14 protein-coding genes are annotated in these 16,123 nt (G+C 65.3%); 7 read left to right on the top strand and 7 right to left on the bottom strand.

What is annotated here, in order from left to right; translation table 11 throughout:
- Positions 1-5: 5 nt before the first annotated feature.
- Complete coding sequence (locus tag AC56KZ_RS03525) at positions 6-581, bottom strand: hemerythrin domain-containing protein (RefSeq protein ID WP_497160737.1); 576 nt, start codon at positions 579-581, stop codon at positions 6-8.
- A gap of 150 nt (positions 582-731) precedes the next feature.
- Positions 732-1,757: an NADP-dependent oxidoreductase gene (locus AC56KZ_RS03520; protein ID WP_497160736.1), complete on the bottom strand. Its 1,026-nt coding sequence runs from the start codon at positions 1,755-1,757 to the stop codon at positions 732-734.
- A 126-nt stretch (positions 1,758-1,883) separates the two neighbouring features.
- Here AC56KZ_RS03520 and purU point away from each other — a divergent pair, with 126 nt between their 5' ends.
- From purU to AC56KZ_RS03505, 3 genes are all read left to right on the top strand, one after another.
- Positions 1,884-2,756 (top strand): formyltetrahydrofolate deformylase, encoded by an 873-nt coding sequence (purU, locus tag AC56KZ_RS03515; RefSeq protein WP_497160735.1) that lies wholly within the window; start codon positions 1,884-1,886, stop codon positions 2,754-2,756.
- A gap of 22 nt (positions 2,757-2,778) precedes the next feature.
- Complete coding sequence (locus AC56KZ_RS03510) at positions 2,779-3,321, top strand: YaeQ family protein (RefSeq protein WP_497160734.1); 543 nt, start codon at positions 2,779-2,781, stop codon at positions 3,319-3,321.
- A 79-nt stretch (positions 3,322-3,400) separates the two neighbouring features.
- Positions 3,401-3,862, top strand: a complete 462-nt coding sequence (locus AC56KZ_RS03505; RefSeq protein WP_497160733.1) for a copper chaperone PCu(A)C — start codon at positions 3,401-3,403, stop codon at positions 3,860-3,862.
- Between the two features lie 60 nt (positions 3,863-3,922).
- Here AC56KZ_RS03505 and AC56KZ_RS03500 read toward each other — a convergent pair whose 3' ends face one another.
- Positions 3,923-4,714: a head GIN domain-containing protein gene (locus AC56KZ_RS03500; protein WP_497160732.1), complete on the bottom strand. Its 792-nt coding sequence runs from the start codon at positions 4,712-4,714 to the stop codon at positions 3,923-3,925.
- Between the two features lie 160 nt (positions 4,715-4,874).
- Here AC56KZ_RS03500 and AC56KZ_RS03495 point away from each other — a divergent pair, with 160 nt between their 5' ends.
- Both AC56KZ_RS03495 and AC56KZ_RS03490 read left to right on the top strand, forming a co-directional pair.
- Positions 4,875-5,348 carry a DMT family transporter gene (locus AC56KZ_RS03495; RefSeq protein ID WP_497160731.1) on the top strand — a complete coding sequence of 158 codons (474 nt, stop codon included), beginning with the start codon at positions 4,875-4,877 and terminating at the stop codon, positions 5,346-5,348.
- Between the two features lie 111 nt (positions 5,349-5,459).
- Positions 5,460-6,581 carry a type IV pilus twitching motility protein PilT gene (locus tag AC56KZ_RS03490; protein WP_497160730.1) on the top strand — a complete coding sequence of 374 codons (1,122 nt, stop codon included), beginning with the start codon at positions 5,460-5,462 and terminating at the stop codon, positions 6,579-6,581.
- A gap of 16 nt (positions 6,582-6,597) precedes the next feature.
- On the opposite strand, the gene AC56KZ_RS03485 is transcribed toward AC56KZ_RS03490, so the two are convergent.
- Together AC56KZ_RS03485 and AC56KZ_RS03480 are read right to left on the bottom strand one after the other, a co-directional pair.
- Entirely contained in the window at positions 6,598-7,866 is a 1,269-nt protein-coding gene (locus AC56KZ_RS03485; RefSeq protein WP_497160729.1) for a c-type cytochrome, read from the bottom strand.
- On the bottom strand, positions 7,863-8,603 hold the full coding sequence (locus AC56KZ_RS03480; protein WP_497160728.1) for a c-type cytochrome: 741 nt from the start codon (positions 8,601-8,603) through the stop codon (positions 7,863-7,865). The genes AC56KZ_RS03485 and AC56KZ_RS03480 overlap by 4 nt, the downstream gene beginning before the upstream one ends.
- A gap of 119 nt (positions 8,604-8,722) precedes the next feature.
- Between AC56KZ_RS03480 and AC56KZ_RS03475 the strand changes: the two genes are divergently transcribed.
- Entirely contained in the window at positions 8,723-11,572 is a 2,850-nt protein-coding gene (locus tag AC56KZ_RS03475) for a M16 family metallopeptidase (protein WP_497160727.1), read from the top strand.
- Positions 11,573-11,582: 10 nt separating this feature from the next.
- Here the strand turns inward: AC56KZ_RS03475 and AC56KZ_RS03470 are convergent, their stop codons facing one another.
- Both AC56KZ_RS03470 and AC56KZ_RS03465 read right to left on the bottom strand, forming a co-directional pair.
- The gene (locus AC56KZ_RS03470; RefSeq protein WP_497160726.1) at positions 11,583-12,194 is read right to left on the bottom strand and encodes a 3'-5' exonuclease; all 612 of its coding nucleotides are present in this window, start codon (positions 12,192-12,194) and stop codon (positions 11,583-11,585) included.
- Between the two features lie 11 nt (positions 12,195-12,205).
- A complete protein-coding gene (locus AC56KZ_RS03465; RefSeq protein ID WP_497161209.1) occupies positions 12,206-12,634 on the bottom strand; it encodes a ProQ/FINO family protein in 429 nt (142 codons plus the stop codon).
- Between the two features lie 969 nt (positions 12,635-13,603).
- Between AC56KZ_RS03465 and rpoD the strand changes: the two genes are divergently transcribed.
- Positions 13,604-16,114, top strand: coding sequence for an RNA polymerase sigma factor RpoD (rpoD, locus tag AC56KZ_RS03460; RefSeq protein ID WP_497161208.1), 2,511 nt, complete (start codon positions 13,604-13,606; stop codon positions 16,112-16,114).
- The last annotated feature ends 9 nt before the right edge of the window (positions 16,115-16,123 follow it).

Here is a 16,123-nt window from a genome sequence, read left to right as displayed (position 1 = left end):
GGCGCCTAGTCCGGCGCGCGCGGCGGCGTGCGCCGGCCTTCGTGGGGGGCGGCATGCGTGTCCGGGGCGTCGATGTCGTCGGGTGCGCCCAGGTCGTCGAGCTCGGTGCGCCGCAGGGCCAGTTGCCTGGCCAGCAGCACGAGGTCGAGGCCGCAGGCGCGCGCCGCCTCGAAGATCTCGCTTTCCTCCATCGCCACGTGGTGCCCGACTTCCTCGGCCAGCACGGCGACGGTGGCGTCGAAATGCTCGTCGCCCGGGTACATGACTTCGAGCTGGGTGATCAGTTCGCGCGTGCCGGCGTGGTCCAGCTCTGCTTCATCGAGCATCTCGTTCTCGCCCAGCGCGGCGCGCAGGGCCGGATAGAAAATCTCTTCCTCGAGCATGCTGTGCACGGTCAGCTCGTAGCAGATATCGTCGACCAGTTCGGCCTGGCGTTCTTCTTCGTCCTCGATGCCGCGCAGGCCGTCGAGTTCGCCCAACAGCAGGCGAACCCGTTCGTGATCGTGGCGCAGCAGATCGAGTGCGTCGAGGGGCGCGTCGTGGCCGCTGCCGCTTGGACTGTTGGGAGGGAAGGCTTGCATGGATTCCTCGAAATGAACGGTGGATGAAGGCAGTCGGCCGCGCACGGGACGTGCGCATTCAACAGGGCGTCGGGATAGACGCCGCCAGCCGGCTCAAGTTCGGGCAGAAAGCGCGCACTATCGATCCGCTCAATAGGCGCGCAGTTTTATTTATGCGTCGGCGAGCTTCAACACCAGCTTGCCGAGATTCTTGCCCTCGAAAAGCATGAGCAGGGCGGACGGAAACTGCTCGAAGCCCTCGACCACGTGTTCGTGGCTCTTGAAACTGCCCTCGGCCATCCAGCGCGCCAGCGTCGCCACGCCTTCAGCATAGCGCGGCGCGTAGTCGGTGACCAGCATGCCTTCCATGCGCGCGCGGTTGACCAGCAGCGACAGGTAGTTGGCCGGCCCTTTTACCGGCGCGGTCGCGTTGTACTGCGAGATGGCGCCGCAGATGACGATGCGCGCCTTCATGTTGATGCGCGTGAGGACGGCGTCGAGGATGTCGCCGCCGACGTTATCGAAATACACGTCCACACCCTGCGGGCAATGTTCCTTCAGGCCGGCATGGACCGGTCCCGCCTTGTAGTCGATGCAGGCGTCGAAGCCGAGCTGCTCGACCACGAAGCGGCATTTGTCGCTGCCGCCGGCGATACCGACCACCCGGCAGCCCAGGTGTTTCGCGACCTGGCCGACCGTCATCCCGACCGCGCCCGCCGCGCCCGAGACCACCACCGTCTGCCCGGCCTGCGGCTGCCCCACCTCGATCAGGCCGAAATAGGCCGTCATGCCGGGCATGCCGAGCGCATTGAGCCAGGTCGGCAGCGGCGCCATGGCGGGATCGACTTTGGCCAGCATTGCGCCCTTGTCGCCGGCCTCGCCGGTCCAGTAGCGCTGCACGCCCATCACGCCCATCACATGCTCGCCGACGGCAAAGCGCGGCGACTTCGACTCGACCACGATGCCGACGCCGCCGGCGCGCATGACTTCGCCGATGGCGACCGGGCGCACATAGGATTTTCCTTCGTTCATCCAGCCGCGCATGGCCGGGTCGAGCGACAGGTAGAGCAGCTTGATGCGCACTTCGCCCTCGCGCAGGTCCTGCAGGGGCGGGGCGGCGCGCTGCCAGTCGGTGTCTTTCGGCAGGCCGAGCGGGCGGGCGGCAAGCAGGAACTGGTCGTTGGTGCCTTGGGTCATGGTCGCTCCATATGGGTTTGATCGAAACAACAACTATACCGAAAGCGGCGTCCGGGCGCGCCAAGGGCTGCCGTTCCCGCAAGCCGCATGCGACAATGGCCGAGCCCCCATTAAACGCAGGCCGCCATGACGACGCATCCGGAATACATCCTGACACTGTCCTGCATCGACGAGCGCGGCATCGTGCTGCGGGTTGCCGGTTTCCTGGCCGAACACGGCTGCAACATCATCGATTCGGCCCAGTTCGGCGACCCGGATTCGCGCCTGTTCTTCATGCGCGTTCACTTCGCGCTGGAAGACGCGGGCGTGCTCGATGCCGACCTGCGCGGGGCCTTCGCCGCGCTCTGTGAAGGCTCCGGCATGCGCGGCCAGCTGCACGATGCGCGCGCACGCCCGCGGGTCCTGATCATGGTCTCGAAGATCGGGCACTGTCTGAACGACCTGCTGTTTCGCTACCGCAGCGGCCTGCTGCCGGTGGAGATTCCGGCGATCGTCTCGAACCACATGGACTTCTACCAGCTCGCGGCAAGTTACAATATCCCGTTTCACCACTTGCCATTGGCCGCGGGCGGCAGCGAGGCGGCCAGGCTGGCGCAGGAAGCACGGATCGTCGAGCTGCTCGACCTGCACCGGATCGACCTGGTGGTGCTGGCGCGCTACATGCAGATCCTGTCGCCAGGGCTGTGCGCGGCCCTGGAGGGAAGGGCGATCAACATCCACCATTCCTTCCTGCCGAGTTTCAAGGGCGCGCGCCCGTATGCGCAGGCCCACCTGCGCGGCGTGAAGCTGATCGGCGCGACGGCGCATTTCGTGACGGGCGACCTCGACGAAGGCCCGATCATCGAGCAGGACGTTGAGCGGGTCGACCATGCGATGACGGTCGACGAGCTGACGGCGATCGGCCGCGACGTCGAATGCGTGGTGCTGGCGCGCGCGGTCAAGTGGTTCGTGGAACACCGCATTTTGCAGAACGGCGACCGGACGGTCGTTTTCAAATAAAAACGAAGGTATCGAAGCATCAATGGCACTCAAAGCAACCATCTACAAGGCAGACCTGCAGATCGCGGACATGGACCGCAATTATTATGCGGAGCATGGCTTGACCCTGGCCCGCCATCCGTCCGAAACCGACGAGCGCCTGATGATCCGCGTGCTCGCCTTTGCGCTGCATGCGAGCGAATCGCTGGCCTTTACCAAGGGCCTGTTCGATACCGACGAGCCGGACCTGTGGCAGAAAGACCTGACCGGCGCCATCCACACCTGGATCGAGATCGGCCAGCCCGACGAGAAGCGCCTCATGAAAGCCTGCGGCCGCGCCGAGCACGTGATCGTCTACAGCTACAGCGCCACCAGCAGCATCTGGTGGAAGGGCATCGCCAACAAGGTCGACCGGGCGCGCAACCTTACCGTTATCAATATTCCGGGCGATGCCAGCGCCGCGCTGGAAAAGCTGGCCAAGCGCTCGATGCTCTTGCAATGCACGATCCAGGATGCGCAGATCTGGCTGACCGACAGCGTCGATACCGTGCTGGTCGAGCGCGAGACCTTCAAGGCCGGCGCTTGAATGGCATCCGCCCGCCTGGGGCTATAATCGTTCTTCTTTCGAGTTCACCGAGTCCATCGAGTCCACCGAGTCCACCATAATGCGCAACCTCTTTGTCCTGCTGGCCGCCGGCCTGTTTTCCACCGGCGCGCTGGCGCAAGTGACGGTCACCGAACCCTGGGTGCGCGCCACCGTGGGCCAGCAAAAGAGCACCGGGGCGTTCCTGAGTGTGCGGGCGGCGGCGGATGCGCGCCTGGTCGGCGTCAGCACGCCGGTGGCCGGCCGCGCCGAGCTGCATGAGATGGCGGTGGAGAACAACACGATGCGCATGCGCCAGGTCGACACCATCGACCTGCCGGCCGGGAAGAGCGTCAACCTGGCGTCGGGCGGCTATCACGTCATGATCTTCGACCTGAAGCGCCAGTTGAAGGCCGGCGAGACCGTCCCGCTGACCCTGGTGGTGCAGGACGGCGCGAAAAAGCGCAGCAGCGTGACGGTGGAGGCGCAGGTGCGGCCGCTGACGTATGTGGCGCCGAAAGCGGCGGGTCATCACGGGCATTGAGGTTATCGCTGCGCCGCTGTCCGCGTGGGCACGGAGTGCCTACGCCGGCCGCGCCCACCCTTATTGCGGCGAGGCCCCGATGCGGCGCACGTCGCCCGAACCTATGGTCGACTTGCTGATTTTCGGGTCGCCATAATAATTCACGTCGCCCGAACCGGCGATGCTGACCGACAGCGCATCGCGCACCCAGACCGTCGCTTCGCCGGAACCGGCCACCGAAGCCTTGGCGCTGCCGGCCTGCACGCGGCCGAGGTCGACGTCGCCCGAGCCGCCGATCGACACCGACAGCTTGCCCACCGTGCCGCCCCCGGCCTTCAGATCGCCGCTGCCGCCGATCGCCACCGCCAGGCTCTCGCTGTCGACGCCTTTCAGGTCGATCGAGCCGGAGCCGCCGATATCGACCTGCAGGCGCGGTGCGCGCAGCGCATCGGAAGCGATGCTGCCCGAGCCGCCCAGCGCCAGGCGCTCGATCGAGCGGGCATGGACCACGACGCGGATCGACTTCGAACGGAAATTCAGGTTGCGGCGCGAGGGGCGGATCTCCAGCGTGCCGTCTTCGACCACGGTTTCCAGCAGCGGCAGCAGGTTGTCGTCGGCTTCGATGGTGACGCCTTCGGTGCGGCCGATGCGCAATTCGACATGCGCCGGCACTTCCAGCGACAGACCGTTGAAATTGCCGACCTGGCGCTCCTGCTTGAGGATGCGGCCGCTGCCCTGCACCTGCTCGCCTCCGAAGGACCAGGGTGCGGCGAAGGTATGCGCGGCGGTGGCGCCCAGGCCGGCGGCGATGCAGGCCGCCAGCAGGGTGCGGCGGACGAAGGTGGAAGTGCGGGTGGAAAGCGTTTTGGTCATGATGTTGTCCTCACGGTGATCGATGTCATCACTGTAAGGACAAGCGCCTGCGCACGCGCCGCTTTTGCGACAGGATGCAGGCAAACGCGACCAGGATGCAGCCCGGCGCGATGTACAATCTTGCCCTTTTTGATTCCGGTGCTCCGGTAAGGATAATTGTATGAATGTGGCCCTGTTGTTCCTGGCCTTTTGCGTCGGTGTCTTCATTTCAGTGCAGGCGGCCGTCAACAGCCAGCTGGCCGGCGCCCTGCATGCCAATTCCGTGGTCGCCGCGCTGATCTCGTTCACGGTCGGCACGGTCGTGCTCGGCATCGCTGCGTTCGCGCGCGGCGGCGTGGGCGAGGCTTTCGGCGCCCTGGCCGGCCAGCCGCTCTGGAAACTGAGCGGCGGCCTGCTCGGCGCGGCCTTTGTGTTCGGCACCGTGTTCCTGGCGCCACGCATCGGCCTCCTGAACCTGGTGGTGCTGGTGATCGCCGGGCAGTTGATCATGTCGATGGCGATCGACAATTTCGGCCTGGTCAACATGGTGGCGCGCAAGGTGTCGACGGTGCGCATGCTTGGGGCGCTGGTGGTGGTGGCAGGTGTCGCGCTGACCCTGTTCGGCGACCGGATTGTTGCGGCATTGGAACGGTAAACAATTTCTTATCAGCAGCTGCAATTTCTGACGAGCATGGTTCTATAATGGTCGGTATTGTCTGAACGACACCCTCTGTTTATACGACACCTTTAAGAGCCGCCACGCCCGATGGAATTCCACCAGTCTTCGCAAATCCCCACGCTGTCGTATGTCGAAAACGAAGACCATCCGGTCTTCGGCACCCTGGTCGAGCAGATCCTGCACCTGCTCAATTCGCGCCTGGTGTTTTCCGACGTCATCATTCACCAGAACAGCCCGCTGATGCTGCGCCAGCCCAAGGGCCTGGTCGCGGTGACGGACTCGCCGATCACGCGCGAGGAGCTGGAAGAATTCTTCGAGGTGATCGAGCCGAACTGGGCCGAGCGCATCGCCGACCGCGCCTTCGACCGCTCGATCGACCTGCACACGGCGCGCATCCGCGCCAACTGCTTCACCTTCCAGGGCAAGAAGCGCCTCGGCTGCGTGATCCGGCGTTTCCCGAAGGAGCCGCTGGCGCTGGCCAGCCTGGGCCTGGGCGAGGATGCGCAGGAGTTCGCGCGCCTCACCAGCGGGCTGGTGCTGATCATCGGCGACACCTGCCAGGGCAAGTCGACCACCATCGCCTCGATGCTCGATGAGATCAACAAGCGCCGCTCGGGCCACATCATCACCATCGAAGACCCGGTCGAGACCCTGATCCCGCAGCGCAAGTGCATCATCACCCAGCGCGAAGTGGGCATCGACGGCGACGTCGAAAGTTATTACCTGGGCGCCCTCGACGCGTTGCGCGAGCGCCCGGACGTGATCGTGATCGGCGAAATCCGCGACGCCCAGACCGCGCAGGAAGCGCTGGCGCTGGCCGAATCGGGCCCGCTGGTGCTGGCCACGCTGCATGCGCGCTCGACCGAGATGGGCTTGCAGAAGATGCTGCGCCTGCTCGGCAATTCCGACGCCCAGGCGCAGGCGCTGGCGCACGCGCTGCGCGGCGTGCTGTGCCAGGCGCTGCTGCCTTCTTCCGAAGGCAACCGCTATTACCTCGCCACCGAATGCCTGACCCCGAGCGCGGACGTGGCGCGCCTGATCGAAGCGGGCGACCTGGGCTCGCTGCGCGCCCACATGAACAGCGGGCGCGACCCCGGCTGCCACACGATGAACACCTCGCTCGAGCACCTGCTGTCCAGCCACAAGATCAGCGTCGAGGACGCGCGCGCCGCCACCACCGACCGCGTCGGCTTCGCTGAACTGGTTTAGTCAGTCAAAGGGTACCTCAGTCCAAGGGTACATTACGAAGGCGGTTGACCTGCACCGCCGACACCGGGGCGGCCGCATTGCCCCAGCTGGCGCGCAGGTAAGTGACCAGGTTCGCCACCTGGGCGTCGTCCAGCACGTGGCTGAAGGGCGGCATGCCGTAGGGGCGCGGATTGCCCTGCGTTCCCGGCGGGTAGCCGCCATTGAGCACGACCCGGGTCGCGTTCACCGGTTCCATCATGGTCAGGGCGCGGTTCCCCGCCAACAGGGGGTAGGGACCTTTGCCTTCGCCCCGTTCGCCATGGCAGGCGGCGCAGTGCTGGCCATAGAGCCTGGCCCCGGCCTGCATGATTTCCCGTGGCGGTGGCGGACCGGGTTCGCGCGCCGGCGCCGGCGTGCCGGGCAGCGACTTCAGGTAGCGCGCCATGGCCGCCAGGTCGGCCTTCGTCATGTGCTGCAGGCTTTGCGCCACCACTTCGGCCATCGGCCCGGTCACGCTGGCGCCGGGCGCTACGCCCGTCCCCAGCAACTGCACAACCTGATCCTCACTCCACGTGCCCAGCCCGGCCTCATCGTTCGAGGTGAGCGCGGGCGCGTACCAGCCCAGGCTCGCGATCAGGCCGCCGCCGAGCGTGCCCTCGCTGGCCCCGAAGCGGTTGCGCGTGCTGTGGCAGGCGCTGCAATGTCCCAGGCCTTCGACCAGGTAGGCGCCGCGGTTCCAGGCGGCGTCGCGCGCGGTGCTGGTCACCTGCACGCCCGGCTTGAAATACAGCAGGCGCCAGCCGGCCAGCAGGGCTTGCTGGTTGTAGGGGAAGTTCAGGCTGTGCGGGAGATTCGCCTGGCGCACCGGGGGCAGGCTGCGCAAGTAGGAGAACAGGGCGTCCGAGTCGGCGCGCGTGACTTTCGTGTAATTGGTGTAGGGGAAGGCCGGATACAGCAGGCGCCCGTCGCGCGATTTGCCATTGTGCAGGGCGCGCCAGAAGTCGTCGGCCGACCAGGCGCCGATGCCGGTGGTGGCTTCGGGCGTGATGTTCGGCGCACGGAAGCGCCCGAACGGCGTATCGAGGACGCGTCCGCCGGCATAGGGCACGCCGCCGCGCGCGGTATGGCAGGCCATGCAGTCGCCGGCGCGGGCCAGATAGGCGCCGCGTGCGATGTTGGCGGCAGTCGGTGCATGGTCGCCTGGCGCACGGGAGGGAATGAAGTCTTCGCGCGGCCAGGCCAGCGCGGCGGCCAGCGCCAGGGCCGCCAGGACGGCGAGCAGCAGGTAGAGGGCGCGGCGCTTCATGGCGCGCTCCCGCAGGGCATCGGCAAGGCTTCGGTCAAACGCTCGGCGGGCCGCGCGCCGGGCGGCGTCGGCTGGGCCGCGAGCCAGCCCGATATCGCCGCGACGTCGCCCGGTCCCAGGCGCTCGGCGATGCTCGCCATGCAGTCGGGCGCATGGGCGCGCCTTGCCTTGTTGCGCCAGGCGCCGAACTGGGCGTTGACATAATCGCGCGGCAGGTTCAGCAGGCCCGGAATGGCGGGTGCGACGCCGGCCAGTTGCTGGCCATGGCAGGCGATACAGGCCGGTACTTTCAATGTGGGGTCGCCGCGCCGCACCAGTTGCTCGCCGCGCGCCAGCACCGCCGGCGCCAGCTTCGAGGGCGCAGGGGAGGGCAGCGGCGGATGCTGGGCCGCGAAATACTGCGCCATTTCGAGCAGGTAGGGGTCGGGCAGGTGGTTCACCATCCAGGTCATCAGGGGATAGCCGCGCCGGCCTTCGCGGAAGTTGACGAGCTGGTTGTACAGGTAGCCGGCCGGTTTGCCGGCGATGCGCGGGAAATACACGCCGCCGACGCTGGTGCCGGCGCTCGCCTTCGGTGCATGGCAGGCGATGCAGGGTGCCAGGCGCTGCTCGAGGGTATCAGGTACGCGCTGCGCAGAGGCGGGAGCCGGGGCGGGAGCCGCGCTCGAACCTGTCGCGCAGGCGAGCAGGGACACAAGCAGGGCTAAGGCCAGACCGGATAGTACGGGCGACAGCATACGCAAAGTCCACATAATTAATGCTCAGGATGATAACCCATCCCGTCCGCATTAAATTAATGACGAAAAGAAACTAAAAAGCTTTAGAATCGGTCGACTTCAATTCTGCAAAGTTTCCGATGCTATTTCCTGTCCTGCGCAAGGGCTGTTCGATCGCCGTCCTGTTGTTGTGTGTAGGTGGCGCCAATGCGGCCACCGACCTGAACGAAGCGCTTCGCGACGAAGGCGGGCTGAAGGTCGGCAAACTGGCCAATGGCCTGCGCTATTACGTCAAACGCAATGCCATGCCGGAAAAGCAGCTGGAATTGCAGTTGGTCGTGAAGGCCGGCTCCATCGTCGAAGACGATGACCAGCGGGGACTGGCGCATTTCGTCGAACACATGGGCTTCAGCGGATCGGCGAACTTCAAGAAGAACGAACTCGTCGCCTACTTGCAGTCGATTGGCGTCGCCTTGGGAGCCGACCTGAACGCTTATACCGGCCATGACGAAACGATCTACAAGTTATCGGTCCCGACAGGCAGGCAGGAGCAGGTGGACAAGGCCTTCCTGGTTTTGTCCGATTGGGCCCAGGGGATGACGCTCGAGGCCGGCGCCATCGACGCCGAGCGCGGCGTCATCCTGGAGGAAGCACGGCTGCGCAACAGCCCTGCCTACCGCATGCATCGCTCGCTGTCGACCAACTGGCTTGGATTGGGCGAGTCGCTGTATACCAAGCGGCCGCCGATCGGCCAGGAAGACATCATCAGGAATGCGCCCCCCGAAGCGCTGCGCCGCTTCTACAAGGATTGGTACCGTCCCGATCTGATGGCGGTGATCGTGGTGGGCGACATCGACCCGGCGCTTGCCGAGAAGATGATCGACACCCATTTCAGCAAGATGGTCATGCCTGCCACGCCGCGCCCGCGTATATATTCAAGGATGCGCCCGCACGGCAGCACGGCCGCGATGGTCGCCACCGACCCGGAAGCGACCACCAGCAGCCTGAGCCTGCGCTATCCGCTGGCGGAACGGCCGGCGCGGCGCACCGTGGGCGACTATCGCGCATTCCAGGTGCGCAACCTGTTCAATGCCATGCTGAACCAGCGCCTCACGCAACTGGCGCAGCTGCCCGAACCTCCCTTCCTGCGTGCGCAGACCGCCTACGCGCCCATGGGGAAAGGCTATCAGGCCTATTCGCTCGAGGCGATGCTGGCCAAGGGCGGCGCCGTCCCGGCAATCGCTGCATTGACCCAGGAAAGCGCGCGGGCACGCGAACTCGGCTTCAGCCAGGATGAACTGGACACAGCCAGGAAAAACATCTTGCGCAGCGTGGAGTTGCAATATGCCGAGCGCGACAAGATCAATTCGGCCAGCTTTGTCGCCACCTACCTCGGCAGCTTCCTCCATGACGAGGCCGCGCCTGGCCCCGAAGAGCATTACCGCTACGCACGTCAGCTGCTGCCGGAAATTACCCTGGCCGACATCCAGCACTATGCGCGCACAGCGCTGCCGGCCAATGCCCCGCGGATTGTGACCTTCACGGGCAAGGACAAGCCGGAGGCGCCCGCGCCAGGCAAGCGCGAGCTGCTTGCCGCCCTGGCCGCGGCCGACCTGGCGCCGGTCACAACGCGTGAGGAAAAACGGTTTGCCGACAAGCTGCTCGAATCGCCGCCGGCCGGCGGCGCGATCACTTCTGAAACGCAGGACACGGCGCTGGGCATCACGCGCCTGAGCTTATCCAACGGCGTCAAGGTGATCCTGAAGAAGACCGACTTTCGCAACGAACAGGTCGTGATGCGCGCGGCCCGCTTCGGCGGCACTTCGCTCTACAAGCCGGAGGACGCCATCGATGCGCGTTTGTCGGGTGCGGTCGTATCGGCCATGGGCTGGGGCGCCCATTCACCTGCGGCGCTGAACCATATTTTGGCGGGCAAGTCCCTGGGCTTGAGCATCCGCATGGGTGAGCACAGTGAGCACGTGGCCGGCGGCGCCGCGCCGACCGACCTCGAAACCCTACTGCAAGCAATCTACCTGCGCTTTGGCAGCGTGCGGCGTGACGAGGACCTGTTCAAGTCCTTCATCAACAAGCAGCTCGACGGCACCCGCGACGCCATGGCGCGTCCGGCCGCCGTGCTGGACGAGGCGATTCGCACGACACTGTATGACAGGCACCCGCTCGTACCCGGAATGCCGAGCCAGGAAGTACTCGGGAAGCTCACCTTGGAGCGCTCGATTGCGCTCTACAAGGAACGGTTTTCCAGCGCCCGAGGCATGACGTTCATTTTTGTCGGCAATTTCGATGTCGTCACGTTCAAGCCGCTGCTGGCCACTTACCTGGGAAGCCTGCCGGCCGCGGATATTCCAGTCGGCTTCAAGGACCTGGGCATTCGCCCTGTTACGGGAGTGATCAAGAAGGAAGTGCGGCGCGGAAAGCAGGACCAGAGCGTGATCTCGCTGAACTTTACCGGCCCGGCCACCTATTCGGATGCGGAGCGGACACGGTTTCGCGCCCTGGTCGAGATCGCCAGGCTTCGGCTCACCGCGCTGCTGCGCGCGAAGTCGCTGGTCTACAGCGTCGGCCTCAACGGCACCCTGACGCATGTTCCATATGGCCACTACCAGGTGGCGGCAACGCTGCCGACCTCCCCGGACAAGGTGGACCAACTGCTGGCAGTGCTGTTCGCCGAAATCGAGCTGCTCAAGACCAGGGGGCCGCAGGCGTTGGAGTTGCGGACGGTGCAGCAGACCGCCATGCAGTCGATCCAGCGCTCGCTCAAGGACAACAATGCCTGGGCCGCCCTGCTCGAGGGAGCGCTGCTCACCGAAACCGATCCCGCCGCGCGGCTGGCCGAGGACAGCAGGATCGGCGCGCTGACCGTCGAGGACATCAAGGCCGCCGCGCAGCGCTACTTCGACACCGGCAATTATGTGCAGGTCGTGATGAATCCGGAGAAGTGGTGGCAGCCAGCCTCGACGCTGCCTGAATGACGGGCCCCGGTCAGGGTGCGCTGTGTGCCGGGCTGTTCGCCCGCCAGTGGCGGTAGATGCGCAGGGCGACATGGGCGTCGTCGGCGGCGTAGAGGATCTGTTTTTCCGACAGGCGCGGCTGCGCCCAGTTGGTGGTGGTGATGCGTTTCGATTTTTGCAGGCGCTGGCCGAAAAAGCGCGCCACCGCCGTTTTCGCGCCCAGCGCATTGCGCTCGCCGCGGCGCAGGGCGGTGGACAGGTCGATCACGTTATTCGTTTCGATGCCGAGTTTACTGCGCAGGCGCCGCAGGTCGTCGCCCAGGCCGAAGCCGGCTTTCACGATATGGGGCGCCTCGAGGATCGTGCGCAGCACCGCGATGGCGCTGCCGTCGCGGCTTGATCCGATCTGGAACAGCCAGGCGGTATCGTCGGTTGCCAGCTGCACCAGGTGCGGCCCGGTCGATTCCTCGCCCTTGGCGAAGGTGGGTTTCGATTCGGTGTCGAAGCCGATGACGTCGGCGTTCGAGAGCGCGGCCAGCGCCTCGGCGGCATCGAGTTCCGTCTTTACCAGGCGCACATCTTCAAGCCCGATGCCCTGGTAGGGCGGCAGGTCTTCCTCGGGCACCGGGCTCAATGCACTCATCGCGCAGTGGCTCAGTTGCGCGAGAATTTCGAGGCCAGCTGCTGCAGCTTTTCCTGGCGCTGGCGAGCCGCTTCCGCTTCCACTTCGGCCGCTCTTTCGGCCTTCTTGCGCTCGGCTTCCTTCTTGAAGCGCTCCTGCAGCTGTTCCTTGGCATGGCTGCGGTGGGTGTCCGTCACTTCGGCGCCGGCGACGCCGTCGAGGTCGTAGCGCACCGTGGCTTTTTCCATCGAACGCAGGTAACGCATCGAGCCGGTATGGATGCCCAGCGCGGCGCGCATGGTCTTGCGGTCCAGGCCAGGCAGGCGCGCAAGGAGTTGCTTGTCGATCCCGATGGCCAGCGGCAGGCAGTCGCGGAAAGCCGGGAACTGCTGCTGCAACTGCTTGAGCAGCGTGCGCGCGGACGGTCCCGGGTTCGGCTTGGCCGGCTGCTGCCCCGCCACTGGGGCATCGGCGGCTGCGACCGGTTGCGTGTCGGATACAGGGTCGGACCCGGCAGCAGAGTCGGACACCGCTTCGGGAGCCGCTTCGGAAGCCGATTCCGGAGCAGCTTCGGGAAGCTTCACTATCTCGGTATTCGGGTTTTCGGCTGGGGTAGGGGAGGTTGCGTCGACAGGCTCGGCGGCAGGACTGATGGAGTTCATTGACTTCATGGTAATAACAGGAATCCGAAGGATAGCATGCTGGCTCGCACTAGTGGCGTTGGCAATCGTGTGCCTTTGCCAAGGTGGGCGGGTCCTTGGTGAGCGGCGCGGCGGCCTGCGAGGCGGCCCGCGCAGTTTGGTCGCGTGCGCCGCCAGTCGCGAAATCGTGTATGATCCGCCTCTTGTCCTGCGTGCGGCTTGCGTGCACGCAGAGAGATGGGCTAGTTGTCGGCGCAGTGGAAAGCAACACTATGCGGTTTCGTGATATCTCATATTTGATATATCAATTATCACCAATTCTTGCTTTGATGCATAATGCCTGCTGTCCCGTTTCTGCGGTTCGAGAGACAGATGCAAGCCCGTTTTCAGCCGACGGGCTTTTTTTCATTCCGACATGCACAGCACGATTTTGACCATCCCTTTCCGTACCCTTGCCATGGACCGACCCGGCCGCGCCGGATGCCGCCGCCGCAGGGGAAGGCGTGCTTGATTTCCGGCCTGTCTGCCCTTAACTAGGGCTATCCCCGTTTCGTTTCCCCGGCCCATGCGGGCCATGCGTAATTTTGACCTCGCAGGCGCGTACCGCCTCGACAGGAGAGTTTTTTCATGACGAACACCGCCAAGACACTGACACTGACAGCAAAGAAAGCCCCGGCCAAGAGCGCCGCGGCGCAGCTGGCGGTGCCGAAAACTGCGACCTCCTATTTCCTCGAAACGGAAGCGGCGGCCAAGGTGACGGTGGTGAAAACCCGTTCGCGCCTGGCAACGATGAAGGCGCAAGCCGACGAGGCGGCAGTGGCCGAGGCTTCTTCTCCAGTCGAGGCCGTGCCGGCCGAAGCGATCGCGGCGCATGCCCAGGCCGCAGCGGCGAGCGACGCCGAGTTCACCGACTACCTGGCGCCGGCCGCCGCGCCTGCGGCTGCGGCCGTGGTCGTGAAGAAACGCGGCTCGAAGCTGGCCGCCCTGAAGCCGGCCGCACCGGACCTGGCTGAACAAGCCGCGGCGCCCGAAGTGGCCGAGGCCCCGTCTGCTGCGCCGGCCGAAGCGATCGCCGAGCTGCCTGCCGGCGCGGCATCGATGGCGGAAGACGCGCCGAAAGCCGCCCGTGCCCGCGCCGTGCGCCGCGTCGAGCCGGCCCCGACCGTGATCCAGACCGGCGGCAGCTCGGTCAGCCAGACCACCGACGCCGCCACCCTGGCCGCCGTCGACACCACCGGTTACCTGCTGCCGCAAGTAAAGGTGCCGGGCCGCCGTGGCCGTAAGCCAAGCGAGTTCACGCCCGAGAACGACGAAGTGGCGGCGCTGAACGCCGTCGAGCGCGCCGAACTGAAGGCCGTCTCGAAAGCGCGCGAGCGCAAGGCCAAGGGCATGCCGACGCTGGGCACCGAGCAGGGCTTCTCGGAAACCGAAATCGAAAAGCGCCGCACCCAGTTCAAGAACCTGATCAACATGGGCAAGGAGCGCGGCTACCTGACCCACGCGGAGATCAACGACCAGCTGCCGGAAAACATCATCGATCCGGAAGCGATCGAAGGCATCATCGCGACCTTCAACGACATGGGCATCGCCGTCTACGAGCGCGCACCGGAAGCGGAAATGATGCTGTTGTCGGACAACGCCGTGACGCCGACCAGCGAAGACGAAGTGGAAGCGGCCGCCGCCACCGCCTTGTCGACCGTCGATTCGGACTTCGGCCGCACGACCGACCCGGTCCGCATGTACATGCGCGAAATGGGCGCCGTGTCGCTGCTGACCCGCGAAGGCGAAATCGAAATCGCCAAGCGCATCGAGCAGGGCCTGAAAGACATGGTCCAGGCGATCTCGGCCTGCCCAACCACGATTTCGGAAATCATCGCGCTGTCGCACAAGATCGCCGCCGACGAAACCAAGATCGACGAAGTGGTGGACGGCTTCGTCGATCATAACGACAGCGGCACGCCGGCCCCGGCCGCGCCCGTGGCCGCCCCGCGCGCGGCCAGCGACGACGAGGAAGAAGAGGAAGAAGTCGAGGAAATCGACGGCGACGCCGCCGGCGGCGCGGCCGGTTACTCGACCGAACAGCTGGCCCAGCTGCGCCGCGGCGCGCTGGAAAAATTTGCCCTGATCGAAGACCAGTTCGACCGCATGGGCCACGCCTTCAAGACCAGCGGCTACGGTTCGGCCGCCTATACCAGGGCGCAGGAAGTCATCACCAACGAGCTGCTGGGCATCCGTTTCACCGCGAAAGTGGTGGAAAAGCTGTGCGACACCCTGCGCCACCAGATGGACGAAGTGCGCGCCATCGAGCGTTCCGTGCTCGACATCTGCGTGAACCGCTGCGGCATGCCGCGCGCCCACTTCATCAAGGTCTTCCCGGGCAACGAGACGGACCTGGAATGGGGCAAGCGCGAAGTCGACTGCGCCTATCCTTACAGCGCCGTGCTGGGCCGTAACCTGCCGGCGATCCGCGAACTGCAGCAGCGCATGATCGACCTGCAGGCGCGCGTGGCGCTGCCGCTGGCCGACTTGCGCAAGATCAACAAGCAGATGGCTGCCGGCGAAAAGCGTGCGCGCACCGCGAAGCGCGAAATGACCGTGGCCAACCTGCGCCTGGTGATTTCGATCGCGAAGAAATACATCAACCGCGGCCTGCAATTCCTCGACCTGATCCAGGAAGGCAACATCGGCTTGCTGAAGGCGGTCGACAAGTTCGAATACCGCCGCGGTTATAAATTCTCGACCTACGCGACCTGGTGGATCCGCCAGGCGATCACGCGTTCGATCGCCGACATGGCGCGCACCATCCGGGTGCCGGTGCACATGATCGAGACGATCAACAAGATGAACCGCATCTCGCGCCAGATCATGCAGGAAACCGGCAGCGAGCCGGACCTGGCGACCCTGGCCCTCAAAATGGAAATGCCGGAGAACAAGGTTCGCGAGATCATGAAGATCGCCAAGGAACCGATTTCGATGGAAACCCCGATGGGCGAGGACGGTGATTCCCAGCTGGGCGACTTCATCGAGGACAACACCACGCTGGCTCCTCTGGACGCCGCGCTGCATGCCTCGATGCGCAACGTGATCAAGGAAGTGCTCGATTCCCTGACCCCGCGCGAAGCGAAAGTGCTGCGCATGCGCTACGGCGTCGAAATGTCGAACGACCACACGCTGGAAGAAGTGGGCAAGCAGTTCGACGTGACACGCGAGCGTATCCGCCAGATCGAAGCGAAGGCGATGAGCAAGCTGCGCCAGCCGTCGCGCTCGGACAAGCTGAAGACCTTCTTGCACGACAAGTAAGCCAGGCTG

This window comes from Telluria sp. LT2P34, from assembly GCF_059685915.1.
The sequence above is the reverse complement of the archived record's forward strand: the minus strand, read 5'-3'. Positions and strand labels throughout refer to the sequence as shown.